Origin of the sequence: Streptomyces sp. NPDC101776 (assembly GCF_044766845.1) — a bacterium.
GTDB lineage: Bacteria > Actinomycetota > Actinomycetes > Streptomycetales > Streptomycetaceae > Streptomyces.
Genome location: NZ_JBIWMV010000009.1, coordinates 259,385 through 285,056 on the forward strand (window position 1 = coordinate 259,385; position 25,672 = coordinate 285,056).

Genomic DNA, 25,672 nt, shown 5'->3' on the forward strand with positions numbered 1-25,672 from the left:
CTGAAAGGTCCTGACCCCGAGATGTCCTGATCCCGGAATGTCCTGCCCCCGATCGAGAGGTACGCGTGTCAGCCAGGCTAGAAGCCGAGCACCTGCACAAGGTGTTCGGCAGACGACCCGACCAGGCAGTGGAACGGCTCCGCGAAGGAGCCGACCGTGAGGAACTGCGCGCCGACGGCACCACAGCCGCCGTGATCGACGCCTCCTTCTCCGTCGCACCGGGCCAGATCTTCGTCGTCATGGGCCTGTCCGGCTCCGGCAAGTCCACCCTCCTGCGGATGCTCAACGGACTTCTGGAGCCCACCGCGGGCCGCGTCCTCTTCGACGGCCAGGACCTGACCGCCCTCAGCGACCGAGACCTCCGCGCGGTCCGGGCCCGCAAGATCAGCATGGTCTTCCAGCACTTCGCGCTCTTCCCGCACCGCAGCGTCCGCGAGAACGCCGCCTACGGACTCGCCGTGCAGGGCGTGCCCCACGCCGAGCGCGAGGCCCGCGCCGGCGAGGCGCTCGCCCTGTGCGGTCTGGCCGGCTGGGAGGACTCCTGGCCCGACGAGTTGTCCGGCGGTATGCAGCAACGCGTCGGCCTGGCAAGGGCGTTGGCGACCGACGCCGACCTCCTCCTCATGGACGAGTCGTTCAGCGCGCTCGACCCGCTGATCCGCCGGGACATGCAGGACCAACTCCTGGAACTCCAGAAGTCGTTGAAGAAGACGATCGTCTTCATCACCCACGACCTCAACGAGGCCATGCGCCTGGGCGACCGCATCGCCGTCATGCGCGACGGCCGTATCGTCCAGACCGGCACCGCCGAGGACATCCTGCTCCGCCCCGCGAACGACTACGTCGCCTCCTTCATCCAGGACGTCGACCGCTCCCGGGTGCTCACCGCGAGCGCCGTCATGGACACCGGCGTCGACGGCCACGAGGCCGACTGCGACTGCGAGACCGCCACGCCGGACACCCCCTTCACCGAGCTCTGCGCCCTCAGCGCCCGCCTCACCCACCCGGTCGCGGTGCTCGACGCGGCCGAGACGGTCGTGGGAGTCGTACCGCAGGAGCGCCTCGTCGGGTTCCTCGGCGGGGAACCCGCCCGGCAGGAGCGGAAGCAGGTGAGCGCCCATGCCTAGACTCCCGCTCGGCGACTGGGTCGACTCCGGTGTCGACTGGCTCCTCGCCCACATGTCCTGGCTCTTCGACGCGGTCAAGACGGTCGTCGAGGGCATGTACGACGGCATCAACGCGGTCCTCACCGCCCCCGAACCCCTGCTCCTCGCGGGCATCCTGGCGGTGATCGCCTGGTGGCTGCGCGGACTGGTCGCGGGTGTCCTGGCCTTCGCCGGGTTCCTGCTGATCGACTCGCTCGACCTGTGGGACCGGGCCATGTCGACCCTGGCCCTGGTGCTCGTGGCGACCGTCATCGCCCTGGTGATCTCGATCCCGCTGGGCATCTGGGCGGCCCGCTCCAGGACGGTCAGCGCGGTCGTACGGCCCGCCCTCGACCTGCTCCAGACGATGCCGTCGATGGTGCTGCTGATCCCGGCGATCCTCTTCTTCGGGCTCGGCACCTCCGCCGGCATCATCGCCACCCTGATCTTCGCGCTCGCCCCGGGCGTCCGCATGACCGAGCTGGGCATCCGCCAGGTGGACGCCGAACTCGTCGAAGCCGCCGAGGCGTTCGGCACCTCACCGCGCGACACCCTGTTGCGCGTCCAACTGCCGCTCGCGCTCCCGACGATCATGGCGGGCATCAACCAGGTCATCATGCTGGGCCTGTCGATGGTCGTCATCGCCGGCATGGTCGGCACCGGCGGCCTCGGCGGTGCCGTGAACGAGGCCATCGGCCAGCTCGACATCGGCTTCGGCTTCGAGGCGGGCGTCGGCATCGTCGTCCTCGCGATCTACCTCGACCGGATGACCAGCGCACTCGGCACCCAGATCTCCCCGCTCGGCCGCAGGGCCGCCGCCAAGGCCCGCGCGGCGGGCGGCGCCAAGCTCTGGAACCACCGCCCCCGCCCGGCCTTCGCCGTGATCGGCGTGGTCGTCCTCGCCCTGGTGGCCGGTGGCATGGGCACCTTCGGCTCCTCCTCCGGCACGAAGGCGACCTCCGCCACGGACGTCGGCAAGGGCAAGGAGATCACCATCGGCTACATCCCGTGGGACGAGGGCATCGCCTCCACCTTCCTCTGGAAGGAGATCCTGGAGGAGCGCGGCTACAAGGTGAAGACCACCCAGTACGCCGCGGGCCCCCTGTACACCGGCGTCGCCACCGGCCAGATCGACTTCCAGACCGACGCCTGGCTGCCCACCACACACGCCGAGTACTGGAAGAAGTACGGCAAGCAGCTCGACGACCTCGGCAGCTGGTACGGCTCCACGTCCCTTGAGCTGTCCGTCCCCGCCTACATGAAGGACGTCAAGACCCTCGCGGACCTCAAGACCCACGCCTCCGAGTTCGGCGGCAAGATCACCGGCATCGAACCGAGCGCCGGAATGATGGGCCTCCTCAAGACCAAGGTCCTCAAGGAGTACGGCCTCCAGGGCTCCTACGACGTCGTCGACGGCTCCACCCCGGCGATGCTGGCCGAGCTGAAGCGCGCGTACGCCAAGAAGCAGCCGATCGTCGTCACGCTCTGGTCGCCGCACTGGGCGTACAGCGACTACGACCTGAAGAAGCTCAAGGACCCGAAGGGCGCCTGGGGCAAGGGCGACGGCGTGCACACCGTGGCCCGCAAGGGCTTCGCCGCCGACAACCCCGACGTGGGCGCGTGGCTGAAGGACTTCCGCATGACCGAGGCGCAGCTCACCGGTCTGGAGGCGCAGATCCAGAAGTCCGGCAAGGGCGAGGAGCAGGACGCCGTCCGCACCTGGCTGAAGCAACATCCGGGCCTGGTCGACCAGTTGGCCCCGGTGACCTGACGGTTCCACAGCCGCCGTCTCAGAGGTGGGCCTCGCCGCACGTTCCCCTTTCGTGCGGCGAGGCCCACCTTTTCCCGCGCCCGGCAGGAGACTCTCGGGCACGAAAAGGATCCGGCCAACCACATAGCGCTACGAAACCGCTCAATCGGGCCTGAGAGGTGAGCGGGAACACCGGCGACCGCGTACGCATTGAAGAGGAGAGGCGAACTGTCGCGCCGATCGAGGGTCGGCGGGCCCGTGCGGACTGGCCAGAACCATGATGTCCGATCGCACGCTGTGTGACGTGGATGTGACAGGCGCATGAAACGGTTTGACGAACATGCGTAGGGTGCAGAGAACTCATCAGATGCAACTGAAGACCGACGAGCGAAGGAGGGAGCCGGAGCGATGGGCGACCACAAAGAACAGCCCCTTCGGGTGGGTGCGGCCGTACGGCGACGCCGCCGCGCGCTGTCCCTGACCCTCGCCGTCGTGGCCGAACGCAGCGGCCTGTCGGTGCCCTTCCTGAGCCAGGTCGAGAACGACAGGGCCCGCCCCAGCCGAAGCTCCCTGGAGAAGGTGGCCGACGCCCTGCGCACCACGGCCGTCGAACTCCTGGCCGCCGCCGACCCCGCGTGCAGTGTCGACGTCGTACGCGCGGAGGAACCCGAGTCGGTCGGCACACCCCGGATGCGTTCCCTGGTCCGCGGTCATCACCAGCTGCACGCCTCGGAGTTCACCGGTGACCATGACGCCGGGCGTGAATTCCAGCACCGCAACGACGAGTTGATGTACGTCGCGGAGGGCGCCGTCGAGATCGAGGCGGAGGGGCGGGCGTACCGTCTCGTGCGCGGCGACACGATGTACCTCACCGGAGGCGTCCGGCACCGCTGGCGCGCGACCGTGCCGGACACCCGGGTGGTCGTGGTCGCGGTGGCCGAGCACATCGAGGCGGTCCAGGACCGCCAGCGCTGATGCGCGTCGTGTCCCTCGTGCCCTCGCTCACGGAGGCGATCGCCGTGTCCCGGCCGGGAGTTCTGGTCGGTGCGACGGACTGGTGCAGTCATCCGCCGGACCTCGACGTCACCCGTGTCGGCGGCACCAAGAACCCGAAACTCGATCCGATCCTCGCCCTGGCCCCCGACCTGGTGATCGCCAACGAGGAGGAGAACCGCGAGCCGGACCTGACGGCCCTGCGCGAGGCGGGAGTCGAGGTCCTGGTCACCGAAGTGCGTGACGTCCCCCAGGCGTTCCGCGAACTGACCCGGGTGCTCGACGCGTGCGGAGCGCCGTCCCGGCCGCGCTGGCTGGACGAGGCGGAGCGGGCATGGGCCCAACTCCCGTCCCCCGACCGCCGCTCGACCGCCGTGGTCCCCGTCTGGCGGCGGCCCTGGATGGTACTGGGCCGGGACACCTTCGCGGGCGATGTGCTGTCCAGACTGGGCGTGGACAACGCGTACGCGGCGCACGCCGAGCGCTATCCGCGCGCCACGGTCGACGAACTGCGGGCGGCGGCCCCGGACTTGGTGGTCCTCCCGGACGAGCCCTACCGCTTCACGGCCCAGGACGGCCCGGAGGCATTCCCGGGCCTGCCGTGCGCGCTCGTCGGCGGCAGGCACCTCACGTGGTACGGGCCGTCACTGGCAAAAGCGCCACGGGTGCTGGCCGCGGCCCTGCGAGCAGCGCGCCGCTGAGCAGACCGCGGGCCGTGTGCGCGGCGGCGGTGACCCAGGCGGCGACCAGCACGCCGTAGAGGAGGATCGCGAGCCCGTCGTAGACGGCGAGGCCGGTGTGGTGGGCCAGGGACTCGGCGCCGGTGACACAGGTGCCGACCGGGAAGGTGAACGCCCACCAGGTCATCGCGAAGCCCATGCCCCGGCGCCGGGCGCGGACGACATGCGCGGTGGCGAGGGCGAACCAGAGCAGGGCGAAGCCGAGGACGGGGACTCCGTAGAGGACGGCGAGGAGGCTGAAGGCCTGGGCGGTCGCGGTGGGTACGACGCCGGGGGCGAAGTCCGCGAACTTGCCGACGGCGGTGGTGGATTGGCCCAGCGGACCCAGCACCAGGAACAGCGTCGGGGTGAGCGCGAGGGGCAGCGGGCCGCCCGCGACGAGCCGGGCGAAGACCAGCGGGAGCATCAACAGGGTTGCCAGCAGGCTCAGTCCGAACATCGCGAAGCACGCGAGGAGCAGGGTCTCGCGCGCCTGGCCGGCCGGCAGATGGGGCACGAGGAGCGGGCCGAGCGCGGCGGACACCATCGGCGCGACGACCGGCAGCAGCCACACGGGGGTCGCCTGGGAAGGGTGCACCTGATGCCGTACGGCCATCAGGTACGGGACGGCCACGGCCGCCGTGAGCCCGACGACCGTACCGGCCCCGAAGAGCACGAAGTCGAGTACGACCGCTGCCCGCAGCCCGATCCAGTCCTGCCCGACGACCAGGGTTCCGCCGCCCACCGCCGGCAGGGCCATCGCGAGGCAGCCGTAGAAGGGGGCCGTCGCCGGGTCGAGGAGATGGGCGCGGGCCTGGTCGCGGTGGTGGGTCCAGTGCAGGGTGCGGGCGGCGAGCAGGGCCAGGAGCATGGCCAGGGAGAGGGCCCAGACGGTGGTGCAGGCCGTGCGCAGCCCGGGGAGGTGGCCGGGGAGCCCGGCACCGGCCGTGGCGACGACGGCGGTGCCCATGACGGAGGCGTACCAGTTGGGTCCGAGATGACGAACTGCGGTGACCATGCCTCCACCGTCTCGCCGACTGAGAAGGCCGACCAGGGAGCATCTGTCTATGGGGACATAAACTGGATTTATGAGCAACGGCGAGGTGGATGATCAGCGGGAGGGGTCGATAGCGCACCGGGTGCCGGATCTGGGTGCGCTGGAGCTGTTGCTGGCGGTGGCCCGGCTCGGGAGTCTCGGCGCCGCGGCGCGCGAGGTGGGGATCACCCAGCCGGCGGCCAGCAGCCGTATCCGCTCGATGGAACGGCAGCTCGGCGTGGCCCTGGTCGACCGCTCACCCCGCGGCTCCCGCCTCACCGACGCCGGGGCGCTGGTCACGGACTGGGCACGCCGGGTCGTCGAGGCCGCCGCGGCTTTCGACGCGGGTGCCCAGGCCCTACGACACCGTCGCGACTCCCGACTCCGCGTCGCCGCGTCGATGACCATCGCCGAGTACCTCCTCCCCGGCTGGCTCCTCGCCCTGCGCTCCCAACGCCCCGACACGGCGGTCTCGTTGCTGGCCGGCAACTCCACGACGGTCGCGGAACGCCTGCTGTCCGACGAGGCGGACCTCGGCTTCGTGGAAGGCCTCTCGGTACCGCCCGGCCTCGACTCCACAGTGATCGCCCACGACCACCTGATCGTCGTGACGGCCCCGACCCACCCCTGGGCTCGCCGCCAACGCCCGGTCCCGGCAGGGGAGTTGGCATCGACCCCCTTGATCCTCCGGGAGAAGGGCTCAGGCACAAGACAAGTACTGGACGCGGCGTTGGGCGGCCTGGCCCGCCCGCTGATCGAGTTGTCCTCCACTACGGCGGTCAAGGCATCGGCGGTGAGCGGCGCGGGCCCGGCTGTCCTGAGCGAACTGGCGGTGGGCGAGGAACTCTCGATGCGACGCCTGGTCCGCATCCCGGTGGAAGGGGTCACCCTGGCCCGTGACTTGAGAGCGGTATGGCCAACAGGCCACCGCCCGACGGGCCCGGCACGAGAACTGCTGTCCCTGACCCGGGGTTAGGCAACCGGAGTCAGGCGAACCGTCCTGGGGTCTCCGCCTTCAGCCCGTCCGGCGTTTGAGGACGAGGCCGTTCAGGCCGAAAAAGGGGTCTGGGGGCGGAGCCCCCAGGGATGGGACGGGTAGGGGCGGCGGGGGCGGAAAACCCTGGCGCGCGACCACGGCACTCTCGCACCACGCGGCCGACAAGCTCACGCAGCGGTCGCGGGCGAGGCCGTAGCCGCCGCAGCCGCCTCCACCAACGCCCGCATCACCCGCAGGTCATCCCCCATCTCCGGATGCCACTGCACCCCCAACACCCAGTCGGCGGAGGAGAGTTCGACCGCCTCCGGAGTGCCGTCCTCCGCCCGGGCCGATATCGTCAGGCCCGCGCCCAGGCGGTCCACGGACTGGTGGTGGAAGGTGGGTACCGAGGTCTCCTCGGGTACCGCGGACGCGTACAGGGTTCCCGGTACCGGCTTGACCTTGTGGTGGCCGAAGACGCCCGGTGTCGCCGCGTGGCCGTCGATGTGCTGGACGAGGGTGCCGCCGACGGCGACGTTCAGGAGCTGCATGCCCCGGCAGACGCCCAGCAGGGGTATGCCGGCCGTCAACGCGGCCTCTATCAGGGCGAGTTCCCACGCGTCGCGGGCGAGGGCGGGCGGGCCGCTGCGGGGATCGCGCTCCGCGCCGTAGCGGACCGGCTCGACGTCAGGGCCGCCGGCGATCACCAGGCCGTCGATGCGGGCGACGGTCGCCGCGGCGTGCTCGGGGGAGTCGGGGGGCAGCATCGCGGCGAGGGCACCCGCGCGTTGCACGAGCCGTGGGTAGCCGGCCGGGAGCAGCGCCGTCTCCAACTGCCATGCGCCCCAACGCGCTTCGGCCTCCAGGTACGTACTGATGCCGATCAGCGGCCTGCCCGCCATGCACTCCTCCGACCGTGAGAGAAATCGAGTGGACTTCGTAGAAAGTTAAATGGACTCGAAGGAGACCATTAAACAGTCCCGTCTGTCACGCGAGGAAGCCCCGCAACAGTGCCGCCGTCCCCGCGCAGTGCTCCCGCATCATCTCCCGCGCCCCGTCCGCGTCCCCGTCCAGCACCGCCTCGACCAGCGCGATGTGCTGCCGCTGCGAGTGCTCCAGGTTGCGGACGAGGAGCGGGATGCAGTCGAGGAGGTCGTTCACCGTGGCCCGTACCGCCGCGTACTGCGCGGTCAGGGTCGGTGAACCGCAGAGCTCGGCCAGGGTGAGGTGGAGGAGTGTGTCCAGGCGGCGGTAGTCGGCGAGCGGGGCGTCGTGCGTGCGGGCGAGGGCGTCGCGCAAGCGGCCCGCCTGTTCGCCGCTCAGGCCGTGCGTCGCGCACAGGCCCGTCGCGCCGACCTCCAGCACCTCCCGGAACCGCAGCACGTCCTCGATGTCGACCGCGCTGATCCGCCGCCGCAGCTCGTCCTCGCCGCCGGCGTCCGACTTCGGCAGCACGAACGTCCCGCCGTAGCGCCCGCGCCGGGACTCCACCAGGCCCTGGTCCTGCAGTACCTTCAGAACCTCGCGCAGCGTCACCCGACTGATCCCCAGCCGCTCGGCCAGTTCCCGCTCGGCCGGCAGCCGTTCGCCCCCCGGCACCAGACCCAGCCGCACGACCTGCAGTATCTGTTCCAGCGCCTCTTCGAATCCGTTGCCCGCCCGCACCGGCCGCAGTACCGGGGTCAACCGGTCCTCAAGCCCGTTCTCCGCATCCAGCGACATATGGCGGCACCCCCTTCCCAAGCAATGGTTCTCCGCAATACCTTATGGCTTCCGGCTGACCGTAGAAGCCGAAGGAGGCTTTCCCGTGGCAGACCGCACACCCCCGCTGAGCGTCGAGGAACTCCAACACCTCGTGGCCAGTGGTGAGATCGACACTGTCGTCCTGGCCTTCCCCGATATGCAAGGGCGGCTCCAGGGCAAGCGGTTCGCCGCCCCGTTCTTCCTGGACGACGTGCTCAAGCACGGCACCGAGGGCTGCAACTACCTCCTCGCCGTCGACACCGAGATGAACACGGTCGACGGCTACGCCATGTCCTCCTGGGAACGTGGTTACGGCGACTTCGCCATGCACCCGGACCTGTCCACCCTTCGCCGTGTGCCCTGGAACGCCGGCACCGCTCTCCTGATCGCCGACCTCGCCTGGAACGACGGATCGCCGGTGGTCGCCGCACCCCGCCAGATCCTGCGCCGCCAACTGGAGCGCCTCGCCGAGCACGGTTTCACCGCGCAGGTCGGTACGGAGCTGGAGTTCATCGTGTTCAAGGACACGTACGAACAGGCCTGGGACGCCAACTACAGAGGGCTCACCCCGGCCAACCAGTACAACATCGACTATTCGGTCCTGGGGACGGGACGGATCGAGCCGCTGCTGCGCCGGATCCGCAACGAAATGGCCGTCGCCGGGCTCACCGTCGAGTCCGCCAAGGGCGAGTGCAACCCCGGCCAGCACGAGATCGCCTTCCGCTACGACGAGGCCCTCGTCACCTGCGACCAGCACGCCGTCTACAAGACCGGCGCGAAGGAGATCGCCTCCCAGGAGGGCGTCTCGCTGACCTTCATGGCGAAGTACAACGAACGCGAGGGCAACTCCTGCCACATCCACCTCTCGCTCGGGGACGGGGAGGGCGGCAACGCCATGGCCGGCTCCTCGGACGACCCGGGGGGCATGTCCGAGGTCATGCGGTACTTCCTCGCCGGGCAGCTCGCCGCGCTCCGCGACTTCTCGCTGCTCTACGCCCCGAACATCAACTCCTACAAGCGGTTCCAGCCGGGTTCGTTCGCGCCGACCGCCGTCGCCTGGGGCTACGACAACCGCACCTGCGCGCTCCGCGTGGTCGGCCACGGCCGCTCCATGCGCTTCGAGAACCGGCTGCCCGGCGGGGACGTGAACCCGTATCTCGCGGTGGCGGGGCTCGTCGCGGCCGGGCTCCACGGCATCGAGCACAAGCTGGAACTGCCCGAGGCCTGCGCGGGCAACGCCTACAGCGGCGACTACGCGCACGTGCCCACCAATCTCCGCGAGGCCGCCGAGCTGTGGGAGAACAGCCCGATCGCCAAGGCCGCCTTCGGCGACGAGGTCGTCGCGCACTACCGCAACATGGCCCGCGTCGAACTGGCGGCCTTCGACGCCGCCGTCACCGACTGGGAGCTGCGCCGCTCCTTCGAACGTCTGTGAGGAACCCCTTGCCTGCCGACGACCGTCTGTGAGGACTGCTTTGCCTGCCGAGCACCCGCTGGAAGTGCTGGAAGTACTGAACCCCGCCACCGAGGAGGTCCTCGCCACCGTCCCGGCCGCCACCGCGGCCGACGTGGACGCCGCCGTCGCAAGCGCCGCCCGGGCCCAGGCGAAGTGGGCCGCGCTGCCGCCCGCCGACCGGGCCCGGCTGCTGCGCCGCTTCGCGACCGCGGTCGACGAACACCTCGAAGAACTCGCCCAGTTGGAGGTGCGCGAGGCCGGGCACATGGTCGGCAACGCCCGCTGGGAGGCCGGCAACGTCCGTGATCTGCTCGACTACGCGGCCGGGGGAGTGGAGCGGCTGACCGGCCGGCAGATCCCGGTCGCGGGCGGCCTCGACCTCACGATCCTCGAACCGCTGGGCGTGGTGGGCGTGATCGCGCCCTGGAACTTCCCCATGCCGATCGCCGCCTGGGGCACCGCACCGGCGCTCGCGGCCGGCAACGCGGTCATCCTCAAGCCGGCCGAGACGACCCCGCTCACCGCGCTCCGGCTGGCCGAACTCGCCCTGGAGGCAGGCCTTCCCGAGGGCCTCTTCCAGGTGCTGCCCGGCCACGGCCCGGTCGCGGGCACCGCGCTCGTCGAGCATCCCGGCGTCGCGAAGATCGTGTTCACGGGGTCAACTGCCGTAGGCAAACAGGTGTTGGCGAAGGGCTCGGCGCTCCTCAAGCGCGTCACCCTCGAACTCGGCGGCAAGAGCCCCAACATCGTCTTCGCCGACGCGGATGTCGAGGCGGCCGCCGCCGCGGCTCCGATGGCCTTCCTCGACAACTCCGGCCAGGACTGCTGCGCCCGCACCCGCATCCTCGTCCAACGCGGCGTCTACGACCGCTTCCTGGATCTCCTCGCCCCCGCGATCGAGGGGATCACGGTCGGCGACCCGGCCGACGAGAAGACCGACATGGGCCCGCTGATCTCCAAGGTCCAGCTGGAGCGCGTCCGTTCGTACGTCACCGACGACCTGGCAGGCATCCGCGGCACGGCGCCCGAGGGCCCCGGCTTCTGGTTCCCGCCCACCGTCGTCACCGGCGTCGACCCCCGCGCACGCGTGGCCGTCGAGGAGGTCTTCGGCCCGGTCGCCGTGGTCCTCCCCTTCGACGACGAGGCAGAGGCGATCGCCCTCGCGAACGCCACCGACTACGGCCTCTCCGGCTCCATCTGGACGCGGGACGTGGGCCGCGCCCTGCGCGTCTCGAAGGCCGTCCGGGCGGGCAACCTGTCCGTCAACTCCCATTCCAGCGTGCGCTATTGGACCCCCTTCGGCGGCTTCAAGCAGTCGGGGATCGGCCGCGAACTCGGCCCGGACGCGCTCACCGCCTTCACCGAAACCAAGAACGTCTTCATCAGCGACGTCTCCACCACCAACGTCTCCACCAGCACGGAGGGCTCCGCACAGTGACCTCAGAGATTGTTTGCCGGCGACTCGTCGGCCGTACCGCCGTCATCACCGGAGCCGGCAGCGGCATCGGTCTCGCCACCGCGCGCCGGCTCGCCTCCGAGGGGGCCAACGTCGTCTGCGGCGACATCGACGAGACCCACGGCAAGGCGGCGGCCGACGAGGTCGGCGGGCTGTTCGTGAAGGTCGACGTCACCGACCCCGAGCAGGTCGAGGCGCTCTTCAAGGCGGCCTTCGACACCTACGGCAGCGTCGACATCGCCTTCAACAACGCGGGCATCTCACCGCCCGACGACGACTCCATCCTCGACACCGGCCTGGAGGCCTGGAAGCGCGTCCAGGACGTCAACTTGACCTCCGTGTACCTGTGTTGCAAGGCCGCGATCCCGTACATGCGCCGCCAGGGCAAGGGCTCCATCATCAACACGGCGTCGTTCGTGGCGCGGATGGGCGCGGCGACCTCCCAGATCTCCTACACCGCGTCCAAGGGCGGCGTGCTGGCCATGTCCCGTGAACTGGGCGTGCAGTTCGCCCGCGAGGGCATCCGCGTGAACGCGCTGTGCCCGGGACCGGTCAACACCCCACTCCTGCAAGAGCTGTTCGCCAAGGACCCGGAGCGGGCCGCGCGTCGCCTCGTCCACATCCCGGTCGGCCGCTTCGCGGAGCCGACCGAGATCGCCGCCGCGGTCGCGTTCCTGGCGAGCGACGACTCGTCGTTCGTCAACGCCGCCGACTTCCTGGTCGACGGCGGCATCGCGGGGGCGTACGTCACACCGATGTAAGCACTGCCCTCAACCCTCGCCGGGGTGAGGGCAGTTGACCCGGTGACTCGTCACAGGAAGGTCATGCCCTCGCCCCGGTAGGTCGGGACGGTGGCCGTCACGCGGTCGCCCTCGATCAGGTGCAACGCGTCGAACCGCTCGCACAGTTCACCGGCCTTGGCGTGCCGGAACCACACCTTGTCGCCGATGAGCAGATCGTCGGCGGGCGGGCCGAGCAGCGGCGTCTGCACCTCGCCGGGCCCTTCCTGGGGGTCGTAGCGCAGGCCCTCCGGGAGGTACGGCACCGGGAGTCGGTCGGGTCCCGCGGCGCCCGAGGCGGGGTAGCCGCCGCCGAGGACGGTCACGACGCCGACGCCCGGGCGCCGTACGACGGGCTGGGCGAAGAGGGCGGCCGGACGGGCGGTGAACGACGTGTAGTTGTCGAAGAGACGCGGCACGTACAGCCCGGAACCGGCCGCGATCTCGGTCACGGAGTCCTCGGCGGCGGTGTACTGGACACTGCCGGTGCCACCGCCGTTGACGAACTCCAGATCCGGTACGACGGCCCGCACGGCCCGCACCACCTCCGCGCGCCGCTCGGCGAGTTCGCGCTTGGCGGTGGCCTGCATCAGCCGGATCGCACGGGAGCGGAAGGGCCGCCCCGCGACGGAGTCGCCGACACCGGCGATGTGACCCTCGTAGGCCATGATCCCGACGACCTTGAAGCCGGGGCGGCGGGACACCGTCCTTGCGATGTCGGCGAGTTGGGCGGGGGAGCGCAGCGGCGAGCGGAGCGCGCCGATGCGCACCCGGCCGCCGAGCATCCGCAGCGCGGTGTCCAACTCCAGGCAGACGCGCACGACTTCGGTGCCGCCGTCGCGGGAGTCGTCGATCAGTTTGAGCTGGGCCGGGTCGTCGATCATCACGGTGACGGCGGCGGCGAGCTTGGGGTCGTTGGTCAGTTCGCCGAAGGCGGCGTGGTCGGCGGAGGGGTAGGCGAGGAGGACGTCGTCGAACCCGGAGCGGGCGAGCCACAGCGACTCGGCGAGGGTGAAGGACATCAGTCCCGCGAAGCCGTCCCTGGCCAGGACACGTTCCAGGAGGGTTCGACAACGGACGGACTTGCTCGCGACCCGGACCGGCTTGCCGCCGGCCCGGCGGACGAGATCGTCCGCGTTGGCATCGAAGGAGTCCAGGTCGACGATCGCGACGGGGGCGTCGAGGTGGGCGGTGGCCCGGTCGTAACGGGCCCGGTCGGCGGCGCGCGCAGTCATGAACGCAGCCTGCCAGACAGGATTACCGCAGGGTAGGGGGACGTTCCGGGCAGATGCCCCGGGGGCGTGGACTGGTTCCCGTTCGAGCGGAGGCAACCCGTAGAGTGACGCGCACGCACGGAGGAAACGCCGCCGGTCGTTCGACCGCGTCCGGGATGGCGGTCCGCCGCTGCGGGTATGCGTGCTCGGGACGACTTTGATTTTGTGTGCGTGCCGGGTGAGAACGGGGTGGACACCGGTCCGTATACGAGCACGGGCAGGAGTACGCCGGCCCGCATACGGACAAACGGTGGCCCGGGTACGAGGAAACGGGGGGTGCATGAGCACGGAAGCGCGACGCGCCCCCGGACCCCCGGGCTCGTCGGATCCCGTGCACCCGGCGAACGTGACGAACTCGGTGAACGTGACGAAGTCTGCGGGGCAGGCGGCGTCCGATGATGCAACGGGCGAGGACTTGGACCGACCGCATTCTGGTTCTGGGAGGACTTCGGGGACTTCGGGGGCTTCGGGGGCTTCCGGGACGACGGGGGCCGCTTCGGGTGCGGGGGGTGTGCCAGGGGCCACTTCTGGTGCCGCGGCGGGGTCGTCGGGGCCGGTCTCGGGTGCGGCTTGGGGTCCGGCCTCGGGTGCTGTTGCGGGTTCAGCTTCGGGTTCTGTTTGGGATTCGGCCTCGGGGGATGCGGGTTCTCCTTTGAGGGGCGGCGGTGGCGGCGGCGGTACGGTTTCGGACGGTCCGGGTGTGCCGAACAGGCCTGGTGCGTCGGGTACTTCGCGTGCGTCGGCCGCGTGGGATGCGTGGAACGCGCGCGGGATGCCGAGTACGTCGAGCACGTCGGGTGCGTCGATGAATGGTGGTTCGCCGGAGCGGCGGCCTGCGTCGGGCGCCCATGCGAAGGGGCGAGAGGCCACGGGGGATGCGGGGCAAGGCGTCTCCGGGGCTTCTGGGGTCGCGGGGGCGTCGCGGACCGGGCGCGAGCCGTTCGAGCCGGGTTCTGACGTGCCGTCGCGTGGGGTGGATTCCGGTACGGCGTCGGCGGGGACCGGTAGCGGGAGCGTGGGCGGGGGCGACGGGTTCAGCACGGGGTGGTGGGACGGCGGCGGGAGACGTACGGCACCGCAGAGCGGTGGGTCCGATGCGCGCACGGTGTCTTGGGGGAACGGCCCTGATGCGCGGGCCGGGGCTCCGGGGTCGGGGTCGAGTCCGGGTTCGGGTGACGGGTTTGATGCCCGTGCGGTGTTTCCGGACAGCGGTTCTGGTGCCCGAACGGTGTCTCCGAACAACAATCCTGGTGCCCGTTCGGCGTCTCCGAGTACCGGTTCTGATGCTCGTGCGGCGTTCCCGAGTGCCGGTTCCGATGGTCGTGCGGGGTATCCGAGTGCTGGTGCTGGTGCTGGGCCTGGTGTTCGTACGGGTTCTCCGAGCGCGGGTTCCGATGCCCGCACGGTGCCTCTGAACAACGGCACTGATGCCCGTGCCGCGTCTCCGAGCAACAGTGCTGATGGCCGTGCCGTGTCTCCGAGCAACGGCTTCGATGGTCGCGACGGGTCTGGTTCCGCGCCGGCGTCCTCCGCCGACCGGCCGCGTTTCCCCGGCCTTCGGCCTTTCTCGCCCCGTGCCACGGACTCCGTGAGCCCACCCCCTCCGCCGGCCTCGGCACGCTTCCCGGACACCCCGCCCGCGCCCGGCGGCGACCTGCGCCGCGCGAACCCCGCAGCCGCACCGGGTCCTGTCCCACCCCGGCCCCCGCACCGCCCAACGCCGCCAGCACATGGCAACGAAGCGCTGGGGCAACCCAGTTCGGCGTCGGCCACCCCTTTCCGCCCGACCGCAATGTCCGGCTCGGGCACCCCGCCGCGCCCTGCGAACGAGCCCCCGCGTCAGTCGCCCGACGGACCCCGTCAGGATGCGACCCGCTCGGCGACAACTCCCGGCTCCGCTGTACCGCCGCGTTCTGCGGGTGGGGGGCCGAGCGAGTCGTCCGACGGGCCCCGTCAGGATGCGACCCGCTCGGCGACAACTCCCGGCTCCGCTGTACCGCCGCGTTCTGCGGGTGGGGGGCCGAGCGAGGCGTCGGACTGGTCACGTCAGGACTCGGTTGGCTCGCCGATGCCTCCGGCTCCGGGTGTCCCGCCGCGTGTTGTGGGTGAGTCTCCGCGTCGGTCGTCCGACGGGCTCGGCCGGGACTCTGCTCAGCAGACAGCGTCTTCTGGCTCGGGCAGTCCGTCACGCCCCGAGGGCGAATCTCCGCGTCGGTCGTCTGACTCGCAGGGTTATGTTCCTACTCGTCAGGGGACATCGGCAGGCTCTTCCGCTCCGCCCGGTTCGGCGGCCGAGCCTCCGCGTCGGTCGTCTGACGGGCTCGGTTCGGATTCCGTTCGCCGGGCAGCGTCTTCCGGCTCGGTCGTTCCGCCGCGTCCTGAGGGTGATCCTTCGGGGCAGTCGTCCAAGCCACAGGGCTATGTCCCCACGCGCCCCGGGACGTCAGCCGGCTCGGTCACCCCGCCGCGCCCTGCTGGCGAACCTCCGCGTCGGTCGTCTGACGGGCTGGGTCCGAATTCTGCTCGTGGGGCGGGGGCATCTGGTCCGGACGCTTCGCCGCGTCCCGAGGGTGATCCTTCGCGTCGGTCGTCCGACTCGCAGGGCTACGTCCCCACGCGCCCGGGGACATCAGCAGGCTCGGTCACCCCGCCGCGCCCTGCTGGCGAACCTCCGCGTCAGTCGTCCAACCCCCAGGGCTACGTCCCCACCCGCCCGGGGACGTCCGCCGGCTCGGTCACCTCACCCCGCTCCGAGGGCGAGGCCTCGCGTCGGCCGTCCGACCCGCAGCGCTATGTCCCCACGCGGCCCGGAACATCCGCCGGCCCCGCCGCCCCGCCCCGCCCCGCAGCCGAGCCCCCGCACCAGCCGTCCGACCGGCCCCGCCAGGACGCCCCTCGCCCGGCAACGCCTCCCAGCCCTGGCGCCGCCGCCCCGCCCCGCCCGGCAGCCGAGCCCCCGCACCAGACACCGGACCGGCAGGGCCACGCCCCCGACCGCCCCGTAGCGCCCCCGTCCAGTCCGGCCCCCGAGTCTCCTTCGGAGACCACCGATCGGTCCCGGACGGATATCCCCTGGCGAGGCGAGTCGTTCACGGATCCCACGCACGGCGCGCCCACCCGTGGTGTGTGGTCGCCCGCCGGTGCCAACGCGCCCTATCCGGGCGACCCTCGACCGGCCGACACCCACCCCGCTGCGCCGTACCGTTCCGGCACCCGCCCGCCGGCCGACCCCACCGCATCCGACCTCGGCACCTCCGCGTCCACCGCACAGAGCTCCACCACCGACGACACCGACACCCGTGCCTGGTCACCAGCGGCTCCCGGCAAGCCGGTTGGGCCCACGGTCGACGACGCCAGCACCCGTGCCTGGTCGTCAGCCGCTCCCGGCAAGCCGGTTGGGCCCACGGTCGACGACGCCAGCACCCGTGCCTGGTCGTCAGCCGCTTCCGGCGAGCCGGTCGGGCCCATCGCCGACGACCCCGCTGCCTGGTCACCGGCCGTCCCCAGCAAGCCAGTTGGACCGACCGCCGACGACACAGACACCCGCGCCTGGTCAACCACCGCCCCCAGCACCCCCGTTACCCCCACCCCCACCGAACCTCCCGCCTGGACCCCCTCCACCCCCGGCACCCCCACCCACCCCGCCTCCGAGATGCCCCGCCCCCCAGCGAACTCCAGCCCCGACCCCGCCTTTTCCTGGACCTCGTCCGTGAGCATGAACCCCGCCGCGGGGCGGCCCGTCGTGTCGTTCGGGGAGCCCGAGGGTTACGACGAGCGTGCGCGGCCTCGGCCGTTGGGGGCGCGGATACGGTCCCGTACCGCCGCCGTCGCCGTCTGTGTCGTGCTCGGTCTTGGGCTCATCGGCGGTGCGGTGACCGGGAGTTGGCTCACCGGGGACGACGGGGTGGACCGCGGCGCCAGTACGTTCGCCGCCGCCGGGCAGTTGTGGCACAGCGTGCCCGTCGACCAGCTCTTCCCGCCCACCGTGCAGGGACAGGGCGCGGGCCCCGGCGGCGCCGACCGCACCTGGACCCGGATCGCCGTCGCCCCGGACACCGGCTGCGCCAATGCCTTCGACCCGCTCCTGCGCGACGTCCTCGCCCCCGTCGGCTGCCAGCGGCTCCTGCGCGCCACCTACACCGACGCCACGCAGAGCTACGTCACCACCGTCGGCATCCTCTTCACCAAGGCCGACATCACGACCATGACCGCCCTCTCCAACCGGTTCAAGAGGGAGAACCTCGGCAACCGGACCGACCTCATGCCCCGCCCGTACGCCGCGAAGGGCACCCTCGCCGCCTCCTTCGGCGACAAACAGCGTGCCTCGTGGACCGTCTCCGTCCTCACCGACGCCCCCGTCGTCGTCTACGCCGTCTCCGGCTGGGCGGACGGCCGTACGGTCGCCGCGCCCGAACCCGCCGACGAGGCCGTCACCTCCGGCAGTACCACCGCTCCCGCCCAAGCCGGTCTCGGCAACGAGGCGCAGGGTCTCGCGGACCGCGTCGAGCGGAGCCTGCGCAAGACCGTCGACTCGCCCTCGGGGACCTCAACGACCTCAGGGACTTCCGAGTCCTCAGAGAGCTCGGAGAAGAAGACCTCATGAGCGTCACCGTCCGCCGGGCCGGTCTGCTGAGCGCCCTCCTGGCCGCCTCCCTCGCCCTCGTCCCGTCCACCGTCGCGCACGCCGACGGCATACGCGCCCAGGAATGGGCCCTGGACGCCATGCACACCCAGGAGGCCTGGCAGACCACCAAGGGCAAGGGCATCACCGTCGCCGTCCTCGACACCGGCGTCGAGGCCGATCACCCCGACCTCACCGGCAACGTCCTCACCGGCAAGGACATGGTCGGCTTCGGCGCCAAGCCGGGCGACCGCGCCTGGGCCCGTCACGGCACCGCCATGGCCGGCATCATCGCCGGGCACGGACACGGCCCCGGTGACGACGACGGGGTCATCGGCATCGCCCCGGAGGCCAAGATCCTCCCCGTCCGCGTGATCCTCGAAGACGGCGACTCCGCCCGCGCCAAGGCCCGCACCACCCGCGGCAACGCCCTTGCGGACGGCATCCGTTGGGCCGCCGACCACGGCGCCGACGTCATCAACCTCTCCCTCGGCGACGACTCCGCCTCCGCCCACCCCGAGCCCGCCGAGGACGAGGCCGTGCAGTACGCGCTGAAGAAGGGCGTCGCCGTCGTCGCCTCGGCCGGCAACGGCGGCGAGAAGGGCGACCACGTCTCCTACCCGGCCGCCTACCCGGGCGTCATCGCCGCGACCGCCGTGGACCGCTTCGGCACCCGCGCCTCCTTCTCCACCCGCCGCTGGTACGCCACGGTCAGCGCCCCCGGCGTCAACGTCGTCATCGCGGACCCCGACCACAAGTACTACGAGGGCTGGGGGACCAGCGCCGCCTCCGCCTTCGTCTCGGGGGCGGTCGCGCTCATCAAGGCGTCCCACCCGGGGCTCACCCCGGCCCAGATCAAGAAGCTCCTCGAAGACACCGCCCGCAACCCGCCGGCCGCCGGCCGCGACGACTCCCGCGGCTACGGCTTCATCGACCCGGCCGCCGCCATCAAGGCCGCCACCCGTCTCAAGCCGACCGGGCTGAGCTCCGCCGCCTTCGGCAAGAAGTACTTCGGCTCCGGACCGGACGCCGCCAAGACCGACAGCGACACCTCCGACTGGGCGGGCCCCCTCGCGGGCAGCGTCGGCGGAGTCCTCCTCGTGGCCGCGATCGTCCTGTGGCGCGGCCGACGCAGACGCCCCGAGGCCTTCTGAACACAGCGGTGAGCAGGGGAAGTTGATCGGGCGCGGTCCGCGAAGCCCCCCCGCCGAAGCAGGCGCGCGCCCGGTCAGTCCGTCGCCGCCGCCGAAGCCGCCGTAGACGAACCGCCGTTCTCGCCGAACGCCGCGACACCCGCCTTCGCCGCCGCCTCGATCAGGGTGATCCCCTTGGTCTGTGTCGTGCTGCCCTTCGACAGCACGGCGATCAGGTACTCGTCGCCGTCCGTGCCGGTCACCCGGCCGATGCTGTTGACGTCCCACAGCCCGGTCGTGCTCCGCGCCAGCCAGCCGTTCTTCAGCCGCCACCGGGAGCCGTCGGCCGCGGCCGACACCCCCCACTGCTGGTCCGCCTCTATCTGCCCCATCAACCCCTGGATGTACGACTTCGAGGCCGAGCTCAGCTTCGAGTCGTCCCCGAACACCTGCTGGAGCAGGGTGAGTTGATCCGCGGCCGTGGTCTGGGTCAGCCCCCAGAGCGGGCCGGCGCCACCCGTGGTGCCCGTCAGCCCGAACGTCTTGTTGGCGGTGTCGAGCCCGTCCGCCGTGCCGATGATGTTCCACAGCGCCGTCGCGGAGTCGTTGTCACTGTTCTCGATCATCGTCGTGGCGTACGACTTCTCGGTCGCCGTCAACTGCCGGCCCGCGTCCTGCGCCTGGAGCAGCAGGGCCGCCAGGATGTCGACCTTGACGATGCTCGCCGTGTCGAAGGCGGCGCTGCCGTACGCGGCGCTCTCGCCGGAGGTCAGGTCGAGGACGGCCACGGACACCTTCTGGTCGCCGGTCGGGGTCACCGACTTCATGGCCGTGGCCAGCAGTGCGTCGTAGTCCACCGTCGGCTCCGTCACAGGTTCCACCGCCGCCTCCCCGCTCCCGGACGCCGATGCCGACGCCGAGGCCGAAGGCGCCTTCGACGACGATACGGGGCCGGAGTGGGCCTGTGCCTTCACGTACACGGTCCCCGCCGCCGTGACGCCCACGACGGCCACGGTGGCCAGGGCGATGTGGAGCAGCGGACGGCGCCGGGAGGGACGCGCGCGGTGGTTGCGGCGGGCGGCTCTGGAAGACTCCATGTCCGCGATGGTGGGGGCGGTGACTGTGCGAAACGTGAGACGGAAGTTAGATGTCTGTCAACGGTGTCTGAGAAACGTGTGAAAGCTGTGTCCTTCGCGTTTCGGGACCCGCACAAGCCCTGCAGCATCCCCCCGATAGGGTCGGTCACCGTGGCGAACAAGAACATTCCCGACTCCGGCTACTCCGACGACGACGGATCGGCCGACCCCGGACTGAGCGCGGCGCTCGCCGCCTGGACCGCGGACCGTACCGCCGTGGGACCCGTCCTGGAGGCCCTCAGGGGCGCCCGGCTGCTCGTGCCCGTGGTGGCCGTGCTCGGCGAGGTCGAGGAGGACGAGAACGGGCTGCGCCGCGAGAAGACCAGCGACATGGCCGTACCCACGTTGAAGGCCGGCGGCCGTACCGCGCTGCCCGCCTTCACGTCCACCGACTCGCTCGCGCGCTGGGACCCGGCGGCCCGGCCCGTTGCCGTACCGCTGCACCAGGCGCTGCAGGCCGCCGCGCACGAGAAGGCGGACACGGTGGTGCTGGACATGGCGGGACCGGTGCCCTTCGAGCTGTCCGGGCCCGCGCTGCTGGCCCTCGCCGAGGGGCGTACCAGCGCGGACCCGCTCGCCGACCCGGTGGTCGTGGAGGCGGTGCGTGCCGTGGTCGCCGACGTGGGGGCCGTGCTGCGTGCCTATCTCGGCCCCGGCCGGGCCGACGGCACCCTCGCGCTGGTCTTCGAGCCGGCCGTGCCGCACGACGCCGGCATCCACGCGGTCGCCCGCCGCCTCGCCGCCGACGAGACACTGAGGGCCCGCCTGGTGCGCGGCCTCGACCTGGCGGTTCTGCCGGCCGGGACGACGCCTCCGGGCGAGCCCTTGTACGTACGGTGATCGATTGAAGGCCAGGCCCTAGCCGTAGACCGGGCCCGTGTACTTCTCGCCCGGGCCCTGGCCCGGCTCGTCGCGGACGAGGGACGCCTCGCGGAACGCCAGCTGGAGGGACTTCAGTCCGTCGCGCAGCGGGGCCGCGTGGAACGAGCTGATCTCGGTCGCGCTCGCGTCGAGCAGTCCGGCCAGGGCGGTGACCAGCTTGCGGGCCTCGTCCAGGTCCTTGTACTTGTCGCCCTCCTCGGTGAGGCCGAGCTTCACGGCGGCGGCGCTCATCAGGTTGACGGCGACCGTCACGATCACCTCGACCGCCGGGACCTCCGCGATGTCGCGGGCCATGGCGTCGAAGTCGGGGGCGTCGGCATTGGGGGACTCGGGAGGCGTGTCACTCATGCCCCACACGATAGGGCCCGGTGTACGGCGGTTCGCACCACCCCCGGGGAGCTGCTAACCTTGTGTGATGACCGGCCAGGCACTGCTGTGCCCGGCCAACAAGTGGAGGCTCCGATCTCCCACCTGACTGTCCTCACGGACGGCGGGTCACCCCGGTCAGGCGGTCACCATCGTTCCGTACGGACGATGGAGTCGCCCGAAAGCGCGCCCCGCGATCATCGCGGCGGTGCTCCGGCAGTGTTTTGGAGCCCCGTCTTGTGATCGTCCGGGGCATTTTTTGTGTTCCGGTGCGGTTAGGTCTGTCTACCAAAGACAAACGCGGCCGTCCGCCAGATGGCCGTGTGGTGCTAACCGAGGAGGATCCATCAGCACCGAGCCCCGTATCAACGACCGGATTCGCGTTCCCGAAGTGCGACTTGTCGGTCCGAGCGGCGAGCAGGTCGGAATTGTTCCGCTTGCCAAGGCCCTTGAGCTTGCGCAGGAGTACGACCTGGACCTGGTCGAGGTTGCGGCGAGTGCACGTCCGCCGGTCTGCAAGCTCATGGACTACGGGAAGTTCAAGTACGAGTCGGCCATGAAGGCCCGTGAGGCGCGCAAGAACCAGGCGCACACGGTCATCAAGGAGATGAAGCTCCGGCCGAAGATCGACCCGCACGACTATGACACCAAGAAGGGTCACGTCGTCCGGTTCCTGAAGCAGGGCGACAAGGTCAAGATCACGATCATGTTCCGTGGTCGCGAGCAGTCCCGGCCGGAACTCGGCTACCGACTGCTGCAGCGTCTCGCGACGGACGTCGAAGACCTCGGGTTCATCGAGTCGAACCCGAAGCAGGACGGCCGAAACATGATCATGGTGCTCGGCCCGCACAAGAAGAAGACCGAGGCGATGGCCGAGGCCCGTGAGGCTCAGGCGGCTCGCAAGGCGGAAGCGAAGGCCAACCCGGGCAAGTCGCAGAACGCCGCGGAGTCCGACTTCGAGGGCGAAGGCATCGACGGTGAGGTCATCGAGGGCGACGACATCGCCGACGACGACATCGCCGACGACGACGTCGCTGCCGAGGTCGAGACCGTCGAGGCCCCGGCCGAGGCTCGCGCCGACGCCTGATCCCCGGACGCCAGTCCAGGGATGTAACCGAAACAAGAGCGACGCTCCACCTGTGCCCGGTTTCACGACCGGGCACCGGAGCGCCACCGACGAGGAGATAACGGCGCTATGCCGAAGAACAAGTCGCACAGCGGTGCCAGCAAGCGCTTCAAGATCACCGGCTCCGGCAAGGTGCTCCGCGAGCGTGCCGGCAAGCGCCACCTGCTCGAGCACAAGTCGTCCCGTGTGACGCGTCGCCTCACCGGCAACGCCGAGATGGCCCCGGGCGACGCCAAGAAGATCAAGAAGCTTCTCGGCAAGTGACGTACGCGGCGCTCCCGTCGAGCGCCGTACGTCTGGACCGGGACCCCATCGATTCCGGGCCGTGTGAGTCCAACCACGGCCCCGCTACAAGGAGTTAAACAAGTGGCACGCGTCAAGCGGGCAGTCAACGCCCACAAGAAGCGCCGGGCGATCCTCGAAGCCGCCTCCGGCTACCGCGGTCAGCGTTCGCGCCTGTACCGCAAGGCCAAGGAGCAGGTCACCCACTCGCTGGTCTACAACTACAACGACCGCAAGAAGCGCAAGGGCGACTTCCGTCGGCTGTGGATCCAGCGCATCAACGCGGCTGCCCGCGCCAACGGCATCACGTACAACCGCTTCATCCAGGGTCTGAACGCGGCGAACATCGAGGTCGACCGCAAGATCCTCGCGGAGCTGGCTGTCAACGACGCCGGTGCGTTCGCCGCGCTGGTCGAGGTCGCTCAGAAGGCGCTGCCGAGCGATGTGAACGCGCCCAAGGCTGCGTGACGCTGCGCTGGCTTGAGCGGTGACTTGAAGGGCCCGCAGGTTTTTTGCCTGCGGGCCCTTTGTTGCTGGCTCGGACCCGGTTCGTTGTCGGGTGCGGGTTCGTTGTGGCTGGTCGCGCGGTTCCCCGCGCCCCCAAGGGAGTTCACGCGTCCTGAGATTTGAAGGTGAAGCAGACATGTCCCCCGACCTCATCTCTTCTCGCTCTCCCCGCGTCGCCGCCGCTCGGCGGCTTGAGCGGCGGAATTTTCGGAGCAAGGAGCGGCTGTTCCTCGCCGAGGGGCCGCAGGCCGTGCGGGAGGCAGCGGGGTACAAGGACACGCTCGTCGAATTGTTCGCCACTGTTGAGGCCGCGGAGCGGTACGCCGACATCGTCGGTGAGGCCCGTGACGCCGGTGCGCGCGTGCATCTCGCGGACGAGCAGGTCATCGCCGATATCTCGACCACCGTCACCCCGCAGGGGCTGGTCGGGGTGTGCCGGTTCCTCGACACCCCGTTCGAGGAGATCCTCAAGGGGCGGCCCAAGCTCGTGGCCGTACTGGCGAACGTGCGGGATCCCGGGAACGCCGGCACCGTGCTGCGGTGTGCGGACGCCGCCGGGGCCGAGGCCGTCGTACTGACCGACGCTTCTGTGGATCTGTACAACCCGAAGGCCGTTCGGGCCTCCGTGGGGTCGCTCTTCCATCTGCCCGTCGCCGTCGGGGTGCCCGTCGAGCAGGCCGTGGCCGGGCTCAAGGGGATCGGGGTGCGGATTCTCGCCGCCGACGGGGCCGGGACCGACGATCTCGACGACGAGCTGGACCAGGGCACCATGGGCGGGCCCACCGCATGGGTGTTCGGGAACGAGGCGTGGGGGCTTCCGGAGGAGACCCGCGCACTCGCGGACGCCGTCGTGCGGGTTCCGATCCACGGGAAGGCCGAAAGCCTGAACCTCGCCACCGCCGCCGCCGTATGTCTCTATGCGTCGGCCCGGGCACAGCGCGCCTCCGGAGGGTGCCGCTCCGTCACCCACAGCTAGTAGGGTGACCAGCTCGGGGGCCACCTGCGCCGTATGAGAAGAGGTGGGGTACGGGGATGACTGTCGGCACGAGCAGCGCGCCGGGAGCACGGGGTGTGCCCCGGCCGTCCGAGGCCCGGCACGACGACCTCGGCATCGACCCCGACCAGCTGGCCGACGGCCTGGTCATCGCCGACGAGCACGGGCATGTGGTCTGCTTCAACGCCGCCGCCGAGCGGATCACCTCCGTCGCCGCCTCCGCAGCCCTCGGGCAGCGGCTGGAGAAGGCCCTTCCGTTAGAGGACCTGGAGGGCCGTCGGTGGTGGCAACTGACCGATCCCTACGGTGGGTTGGCCATCCGGGTGCGGCAGCCGGAGCGGAATCTGCTGCTGCCGGGCGGGCACGAGGTTCTCGTCACCGCACGCTATGTCCGTACGGAACCCCTCGGCCCGGTCTGCCGGGTCGTCGTCTCGCTGCGGGACACCGAGGCGCGTCGCCGTACCGAGCGCAGCCATGCCGAGCTGATCGCGACCGTCGCCCATGAACTGCGTTCGCCGCTCACGTCCGTCAAGGGCTTCACAGCGACCCTGCTCGCGAAATGGGAACGCTTCACCGACGACCAGAAGCGGCTCATGCTGGAGACCGTCGACGCCGACGCCAACCGCGTCACCCGGCTCATCGCCGAGCTGCTCGACATCTCCCGCATCGACTCCGGACGGCTCGAACTGCGCCGCCAGCCCGTCGACATGGGCGCGGCCGTCGGCCGTCACATCCAGTCGTACGTCGCCGCGGGCCAGACCGCCGACCGGTTCCTGCTCCGCGTCGAGCAGCCGCTGCCCGACCTGTGGGCCGACCCCGACAAGGTCGACCAGGTGCTCAGCAACCTGCTGGAAAATGCGGTGCGCCACGGCGAGGGAACCGTCACTATCGACGTCACGGCCTCGGCCTCGCCCCGCGAAGGCGAGGAGACCGGCACCTCGGTGACGGTGAGCGACGAGGGCCCAGGCATCCCGGAGGAGTCCATGAACCGCGTCTTCACCCGCTTCTGGCGGGGCAGCAAGCGCGGCGGCACGGGCCTCGGTCTGTACATCGTCAAAGGCATCGTCGAAGCCCACGGCGGCACCATCACGGTCGGCCGCGCCCCCGGCGGCGGCGCCGAGTTCCGATTTACGTTGCCCGTGGGCACCCCGGCGTATCTCCAGTAGCGCCGACCGAGGACCCACGGGCGCGTCCGCACACTTCACCCCCGTTAGACTCGGTCTTTGGCACCTTTGCGTCCCCGTTTCAGGGACGACGACGCGTCCCCGAGCCGAGTCGGGACGGGGACCATCCGCCAG

Annotated in this window: 21 protein-coding genes and 1 pseudogene; 16 read left to right on the forward strand and 6 right to left on the reverse strand. The window is 70.8% G+C overall.

The genetic code is table 11. From position 1 onward, the window contains the following. Nucleotides 1-65 precede the first annotated feature (65 nt). The 4 genes from ACIRRY_RS27565 to ACIRRY_RS27580 all read left to right on the forward strand — a co-directional run bounded on the left by ACIRRY_RS27565 (nucleotide 66) and on the right by ACIRRY_RS27580 (nucleotide 4,589). Nucleotides 66-1,127, forward strand: a complete 1,062-nt coding sequence (locus tag ACIRRY_RS27565; RefSeq protein WP_403977405.1) for a glycine betaine/L-proline ABC transporter ATP-binding protein — start codon at nucleotides 66-68, stop codon at nucleotides 1,125-1,127. Beyond that, nucleotides 1,120-2,916, forward strand: coding sequence for an ABC transporter permease/substrate binding protein (locus tag ACIRRY_RS27570; RefSeq protein WP_403977407.1), 1,797 nt, complete (start codon nucleotides 1,120-1,122; stop codon nucleotides 2,914-2,916). The genes ACIRRY_RS27565 and ACIRRY_RS27570 overlap by 8 nt, the downstream gene beginning before the upstream one ends. A 387-nt stretch (nucleotides 2,917-3,303) precedes the next feature. Next, the gene (locus ACIRRY_RS27575; RefSeq protein ID WP_200688694.1) at nucleotides 3,304-3,870 is read left to right on the forward strand and encodes a helix-turn-helix domain-containing protein; all 567 of its coding nucleotides are present in this window, start codon (nucleotides 3,304-3,306) and stop codon (nucleotides 3,868-3,870) included. Further along, nucleotides 3,870-4,589 carry a helical backbone metal receptor gene (locus tag ACIRRY_RS27580; protein ID WP_403977409.1) on the forward strand — a complete coding sequence of 240 codons (720 nt, stop codon included), beginning with the start codon at nucleotides 3,870-3,872 and terminating at the stop codon, nucleotides 4,587-4,589. Before ACIRRY_RS27575 ends, ACIRRY_RS27580 begins: the two co-directional genes overlap by 1 nt. Here the strand turns inward: ACIRRY_RS27580 and ACIRRY_RS27585 are convergent. Continuing rightward, nucleotides 4,516-5,625 carry a TDT family transporter gene (locus tag ACIRRY_RS27585; RefSeq protein WP_403977411.1) on the reverse strand — a complete coding sequence of 370 codons (1,110 nt, stop codon included), beginning with the start codon at nucleotides 5,623-5,625 and terminating at the stop codon, nucleotides 4,516-4,518. The two genes, ACIRRY_RS27580 and ACIRRY_RS27585, sit on opposite strands and share 74 nt — an antisense overlap. 70 nt (nucleotides 5,626-5,695) lie before the next feature. Between ACIRRY_RS27585 and ACIRRY_RS27590 the strand changes: the two genes are divergently transcribed. Beyond that, nucleotides 5,696-6,619 carry a LysR family transcriptional regulator gene (locus ACIRRY_RS27590; RefSeq protein ID WP_403977413.1) on the forward strand — a complete coding sequence of 308 codons (924 nt, stop codon included), beginning with the start codon at nucleotides 5,696-5,698 and terminating at the stop codon, nucleotides 6,617-6,619. A 188-nt stretch (nucleotides 6,620-6,807) separates the two neighbouring features. On the opposite strand, the gene ACIRRY_RS27595 is transcribed toward ACIRRY_RS27590, so the two are convergent. Then, nucleotides 6,808-7,521 carry a gamma-glutamyl-gamma-aminobutyrate hydrolase family protein gene (locus tag ACIRRY_RS27595; protein WP_403977415.1) on the reverse strand — a complete coding sequence of 238 codons (714 nt, stop codon included), beginning with the start codon at nucleotides 7,519-7,521 and terminating at the stop codon, nucleotides 6,808-6,810. Between the two features lie 85 nt (nucleotides 7,522-7,606). Beyond that, nucleotides 7,607-8,341: a FadR/GntR family transcriptional regulator gene (locus ACIRRY_RS27600; RefSeq protein WP_393760448.1), complete on the reverse strand. Its 735-nt coding sequence runs from the start codon at nucleotides 8,339-8,341 to the stop codon at nucleotides 7,607-7,609. 85 nt (nucleotides 8,342-8,426) lie between these two features. On the opposite strand from ACIRRY_RS27600, the gene ACIRRY_RS27605 reads away from it, so the two are divergent. From ACIRRY_RS27605 to ACIRRY_RS27615, 3 genes are read left to right on the forward strand one after another with little or no spacing between them, the layout of a single operon-like run. Next, nucleotides 8,427-9,797, forward strand: a complete 1,371-nt coding sequence (locus ACIRRY_RS27605; RefSeq protein ID WP_403977417.1) for a glutamine synthetase family protein — start codon at nucleotides 8,427-8,429, stop codon at nucleotides 9,795-9,797. Nucleotides 9,798-9,837: 40 nt separating this feature from the next. After that, a complete protein-coding gene (locus ACIRRY_RS27610) occupies nucleotides 9,838-11,256 on the forward strand; it encodes an aldehyde dehydrogenase family protein (RefSeq protein WP_403977419.1) in 1,419 nt (472 codons plus the stop codon). After that, nucleotides 11,253-12,035, forward strand: coding sequence for a 3-oxoacyl-ACP reductase (locus tag ACIRRY_RS27615; RefSeq protein ID WP_403977421.1), 783 nt, complete (start codon nucleotides 11,253-11,255; stop codon nucleotides 12,033-12,035). The genes ACIRRY_RS27610 and ACIRRY_RS27615 overlap by 4 nt, the downstream gene beginning before the upstream one ends. Before the next feature lie 50 nt (nucleotides 12,036-12,085). Here the strand turns inward: ACIRRY_RS27615 and ACIRRY_RS27620 are convergent, their stop codons facing one another. After that, the gene (locus ACIRRY_RS27620; protein WP_403977423.1) at nucleotides 12,086-13,288 is read right to left on the reverse strand and encodes an amino acid deaminase/aldolase; all 1,203 of its coding nucleotides are present in this window, start codon (nucleotides 13,286-13,288) and stop codon (nucleotides 12,086-12,088) included. Nucleotides 13,289-16,451: 3,163 nt separating this feature from the next. Between ACIRRY_RS27620 and ACIRRY_RS27625 the strand changes: the two genes are divergently transcribed. Then, a complete protein-coding gene (locus ACIRRY_RS27625; protein ID WP_403977425.1) occupies nucleotides 16,452-17,930 on the forward strand; it encodes a hypothetical protein in 1,479 nt (492 codons plus the stop codon). Further along, entirely contained in the window at nucleotides 17,927-19,102 is a 1,176-nt protein-coding gene (gene mycP / locus ACIRRY_RS27630) for a type VII secretion-associated serine protease mycosin (RefSeq protein WP_403977427.1), read from the forward strand. Before ACIRRY_RS27625 ends, mycP begins: the two co-directional genes overlap by 4 nt. 74 nt (nucleotides 19,103-19,176) lie before the next feature. Here mycP and ACIRRY_RS27635 read toward each other — a convergent pair whose 3' ends face one another. Next, nucleotides 19,177-20,178 carry a serine hydrolase gene (locus ACIRRY_RS27635; protein ID WP_403977429.1) on the reverse strand — a complete coding sequence of 334 codons (1,002 nt, stop codon included), beginning with the start codon at nucleotides 20,176-20,178 and terminating at the stop codon, nucleotides 19,177-19,179. Between the two features lie 150 nt (nucleotides 20,179-20,328). On the opposite strand from ACIRRY_RS27635, the gene ACIRRY_RS27640 reads away from it, so the two are divergent. Beyond that, nucleotides 20,329-21,057: an SseB family protein gene (locus ACIRRY_RS27640; RefSeq protein ID WP_403977430.1), complete on the forward strand. Its 729-nt coding sequence runs from the start codon at nucleotides 20,329-20,331 to the stop codon at nucleotides 21,055-21,057. 18 nt (nucleotides 21,058-21,075) lie between these two features. Here the strand turns inward: ACIRRY_RS27640 and ACIRRY_RS27645 are convergent, their stop codons facing one another. Next, nucleotides 21,076-21,447 (reverse strand): DUF1844 domain-containing protein, encoded by a 372-nt coding sequence (locus tag ACIRRY_RS27645; RefSeq protein ID WP_403977431.1) that lies wholly within the window; start codon nucleotides 21,445-21,447, stop codon nucleotides 21,076-21,078. Nucleotides 21,448-21,786: 339 nt separating this feature from the next. On the opposite strand from ACIRRY_RS27645, the pseudogene infC reads away from it, so the two are divergent. The 5 genes and pseudogenes from infC (at nucleotide 21,787) to ACIRRY_RS27670 (ending at nucleotide 25,540) form a co-directional block, all read left to right on the forward strand. Beyond that, a pseudogene (gene infC / locus ACIRRY_RS27650) lies at nucleotides 21,787-22,552 on the forward strand (translation initiation factor IF-3). Between the two features lie 108 nt (nucleotides 22,553-22,660). Further along, nucleotides 22,661-22,855: a 50S ribosomal protein L35 gene (gene rpmI, locus ACIRRY_RS27655; RefSeq protein WP_019065473.1), complete on the forward strand. Its 195-nt coding sequence runs from the start codon at nucleotides 22,661-22,663 to the stop codon at nucleotides 22,853-22,855. Nucleotides 22,856-22,957: 102 nt separating this feature from the next. Then, nucleotides 22,958-23,341, forward strand: a complete 384-nt coding sequence (gene rplT / locus ACIRRY_RS27660; RefSeq protein ID WP_019066261.1) for a 50S ribosomal protein L20 — start codon at nucleotides 22,958-22,960, stop codon at nucleotides 23,339-23,341. A 175-nt stretch (nucleotides 23,342-23,516) separates the two neighbouring features. Continuing rightward, a complete protein-coding gene (locus ACIRRY_RS27665; RefSeq protein WP_403977432.1) occupies nucleotides 23,517-24,356 on the forward strand; it encodes a TrmH family RNA methyltransferase in 840 nt (279 codons plus the stop codon). Nucleotides 24,357-24,412: 56 nt separating this feature from the next. After that, nucleotides 24,413-25,540: an ATP-binding protein gene (locus ACIRRY_RS27670; protein WP_403977434.1), complete on the forward strand. Its 1,128-nt coding sequence runs from the start codon at nucleotides 24,413-24,415 to the stop codon at nucleotides 25,538-25,540. Nucleotides 25,541-25,672: the final 132 nt, after the last annotated feature.

Coding starts and splice junctions, on each gene's coding strand:
- ACIRRY_RS27635 (WP_403977429.1), bottom strand. CDS start 20,178: ATGGAGTCTTCCAGAGCCGCCCGCCGCAACCACCGCGCGCGTCCCTCC.
- ACIRRY_RS27665 (WP_403977432.1), top strand. CDS start 23,517: ATGTCCCCCGACCTCATCTCTTCTCGCTCTCCCCGCGTCGCCGCCGCT.
- ACIRRY_RS27575 (WP_200688694.1), top strand. CDS start 3,304: ATGGGCGACCACAAAGAACAGCCCCTTCGGGTGGGTGCGGCCGTACGG.
- ACIRRY_RS27580 (WP_403977409.1), top strand. CDS start 3,870: ATGCGCGTCGTGTCCCTCGTGCCCTCGCTCACGGAGGCGATCGCCGTG.
- ACIRRY_RS27595 (WP_403977415.1), bottom strand. CDS start 7,521: ATGGCGGGCAGGCCGCTGATCGGCATCAGTACGTACCTGGAGGCCGAA.
- ACIRRY_RS27590 (WP_403977413.1), top strand. CDS start 5,696: ATGAGCAACGGCGAGGTGGATGATCAGCGGGAGGGGTCGATAGCGCAC.
- ACIRRY_RS27585 (WP_403977411.1), bottom strand. CDS start 5,625: ATGGTCACCGCAGTTCGTCATCTCGGACCCAACTGGTACGCCTCCGTC.
- rpmI (WP_019065473.1), top strand. CDS start 22,661: ATGCCGAAGAACAAGTCGCACAGCGGTGCCAGCAAGCGCTTCAAGATC.
- ACIRRY_RS27645 (WP_403977431.1), bottom strand. CDS start 21,447: ATGAGTGACACGCCTCCCGAGTCCCCCAATGCCGACGCCCCCGACTTC.
- ACIRRY_RS27620 (WP_403977423.1), bottom strand. CDS start 13,288: ATGACTGCGCGCGCCGCCGACCGGGCCCGTTACGACCGGGCCACCGCC.
- ACIRRY_RS27670 (WP_403977434.1), top strand. CDS start 24,413: ATGACTGTCGGCACGAGCAGCGCGCCGGGAGCACGGGGTGTGCCCCGG.
- mycP (WP_403977427.1), top strand. CDS start 17,927: ATGAGCGTCACCGTCCGCCGGGCCGGTCTGCTGAGCGCCCTCCTGGCC.
- ACIRRY_RS27570 (WP_403977407.1), top strand. CDS start 1,120: ATGCCTAGACTCCCGCTCGGCGACTGGGTCGACTCCGGTGTCGACTGG.
- ACIRRY_RS27600 (WP_393760448.1), bottom strand. CDS start 8,341: ATGTCGCTGGATGCGGAGAACGGGCTTGAGGACCGGTTGACCCCGGTA.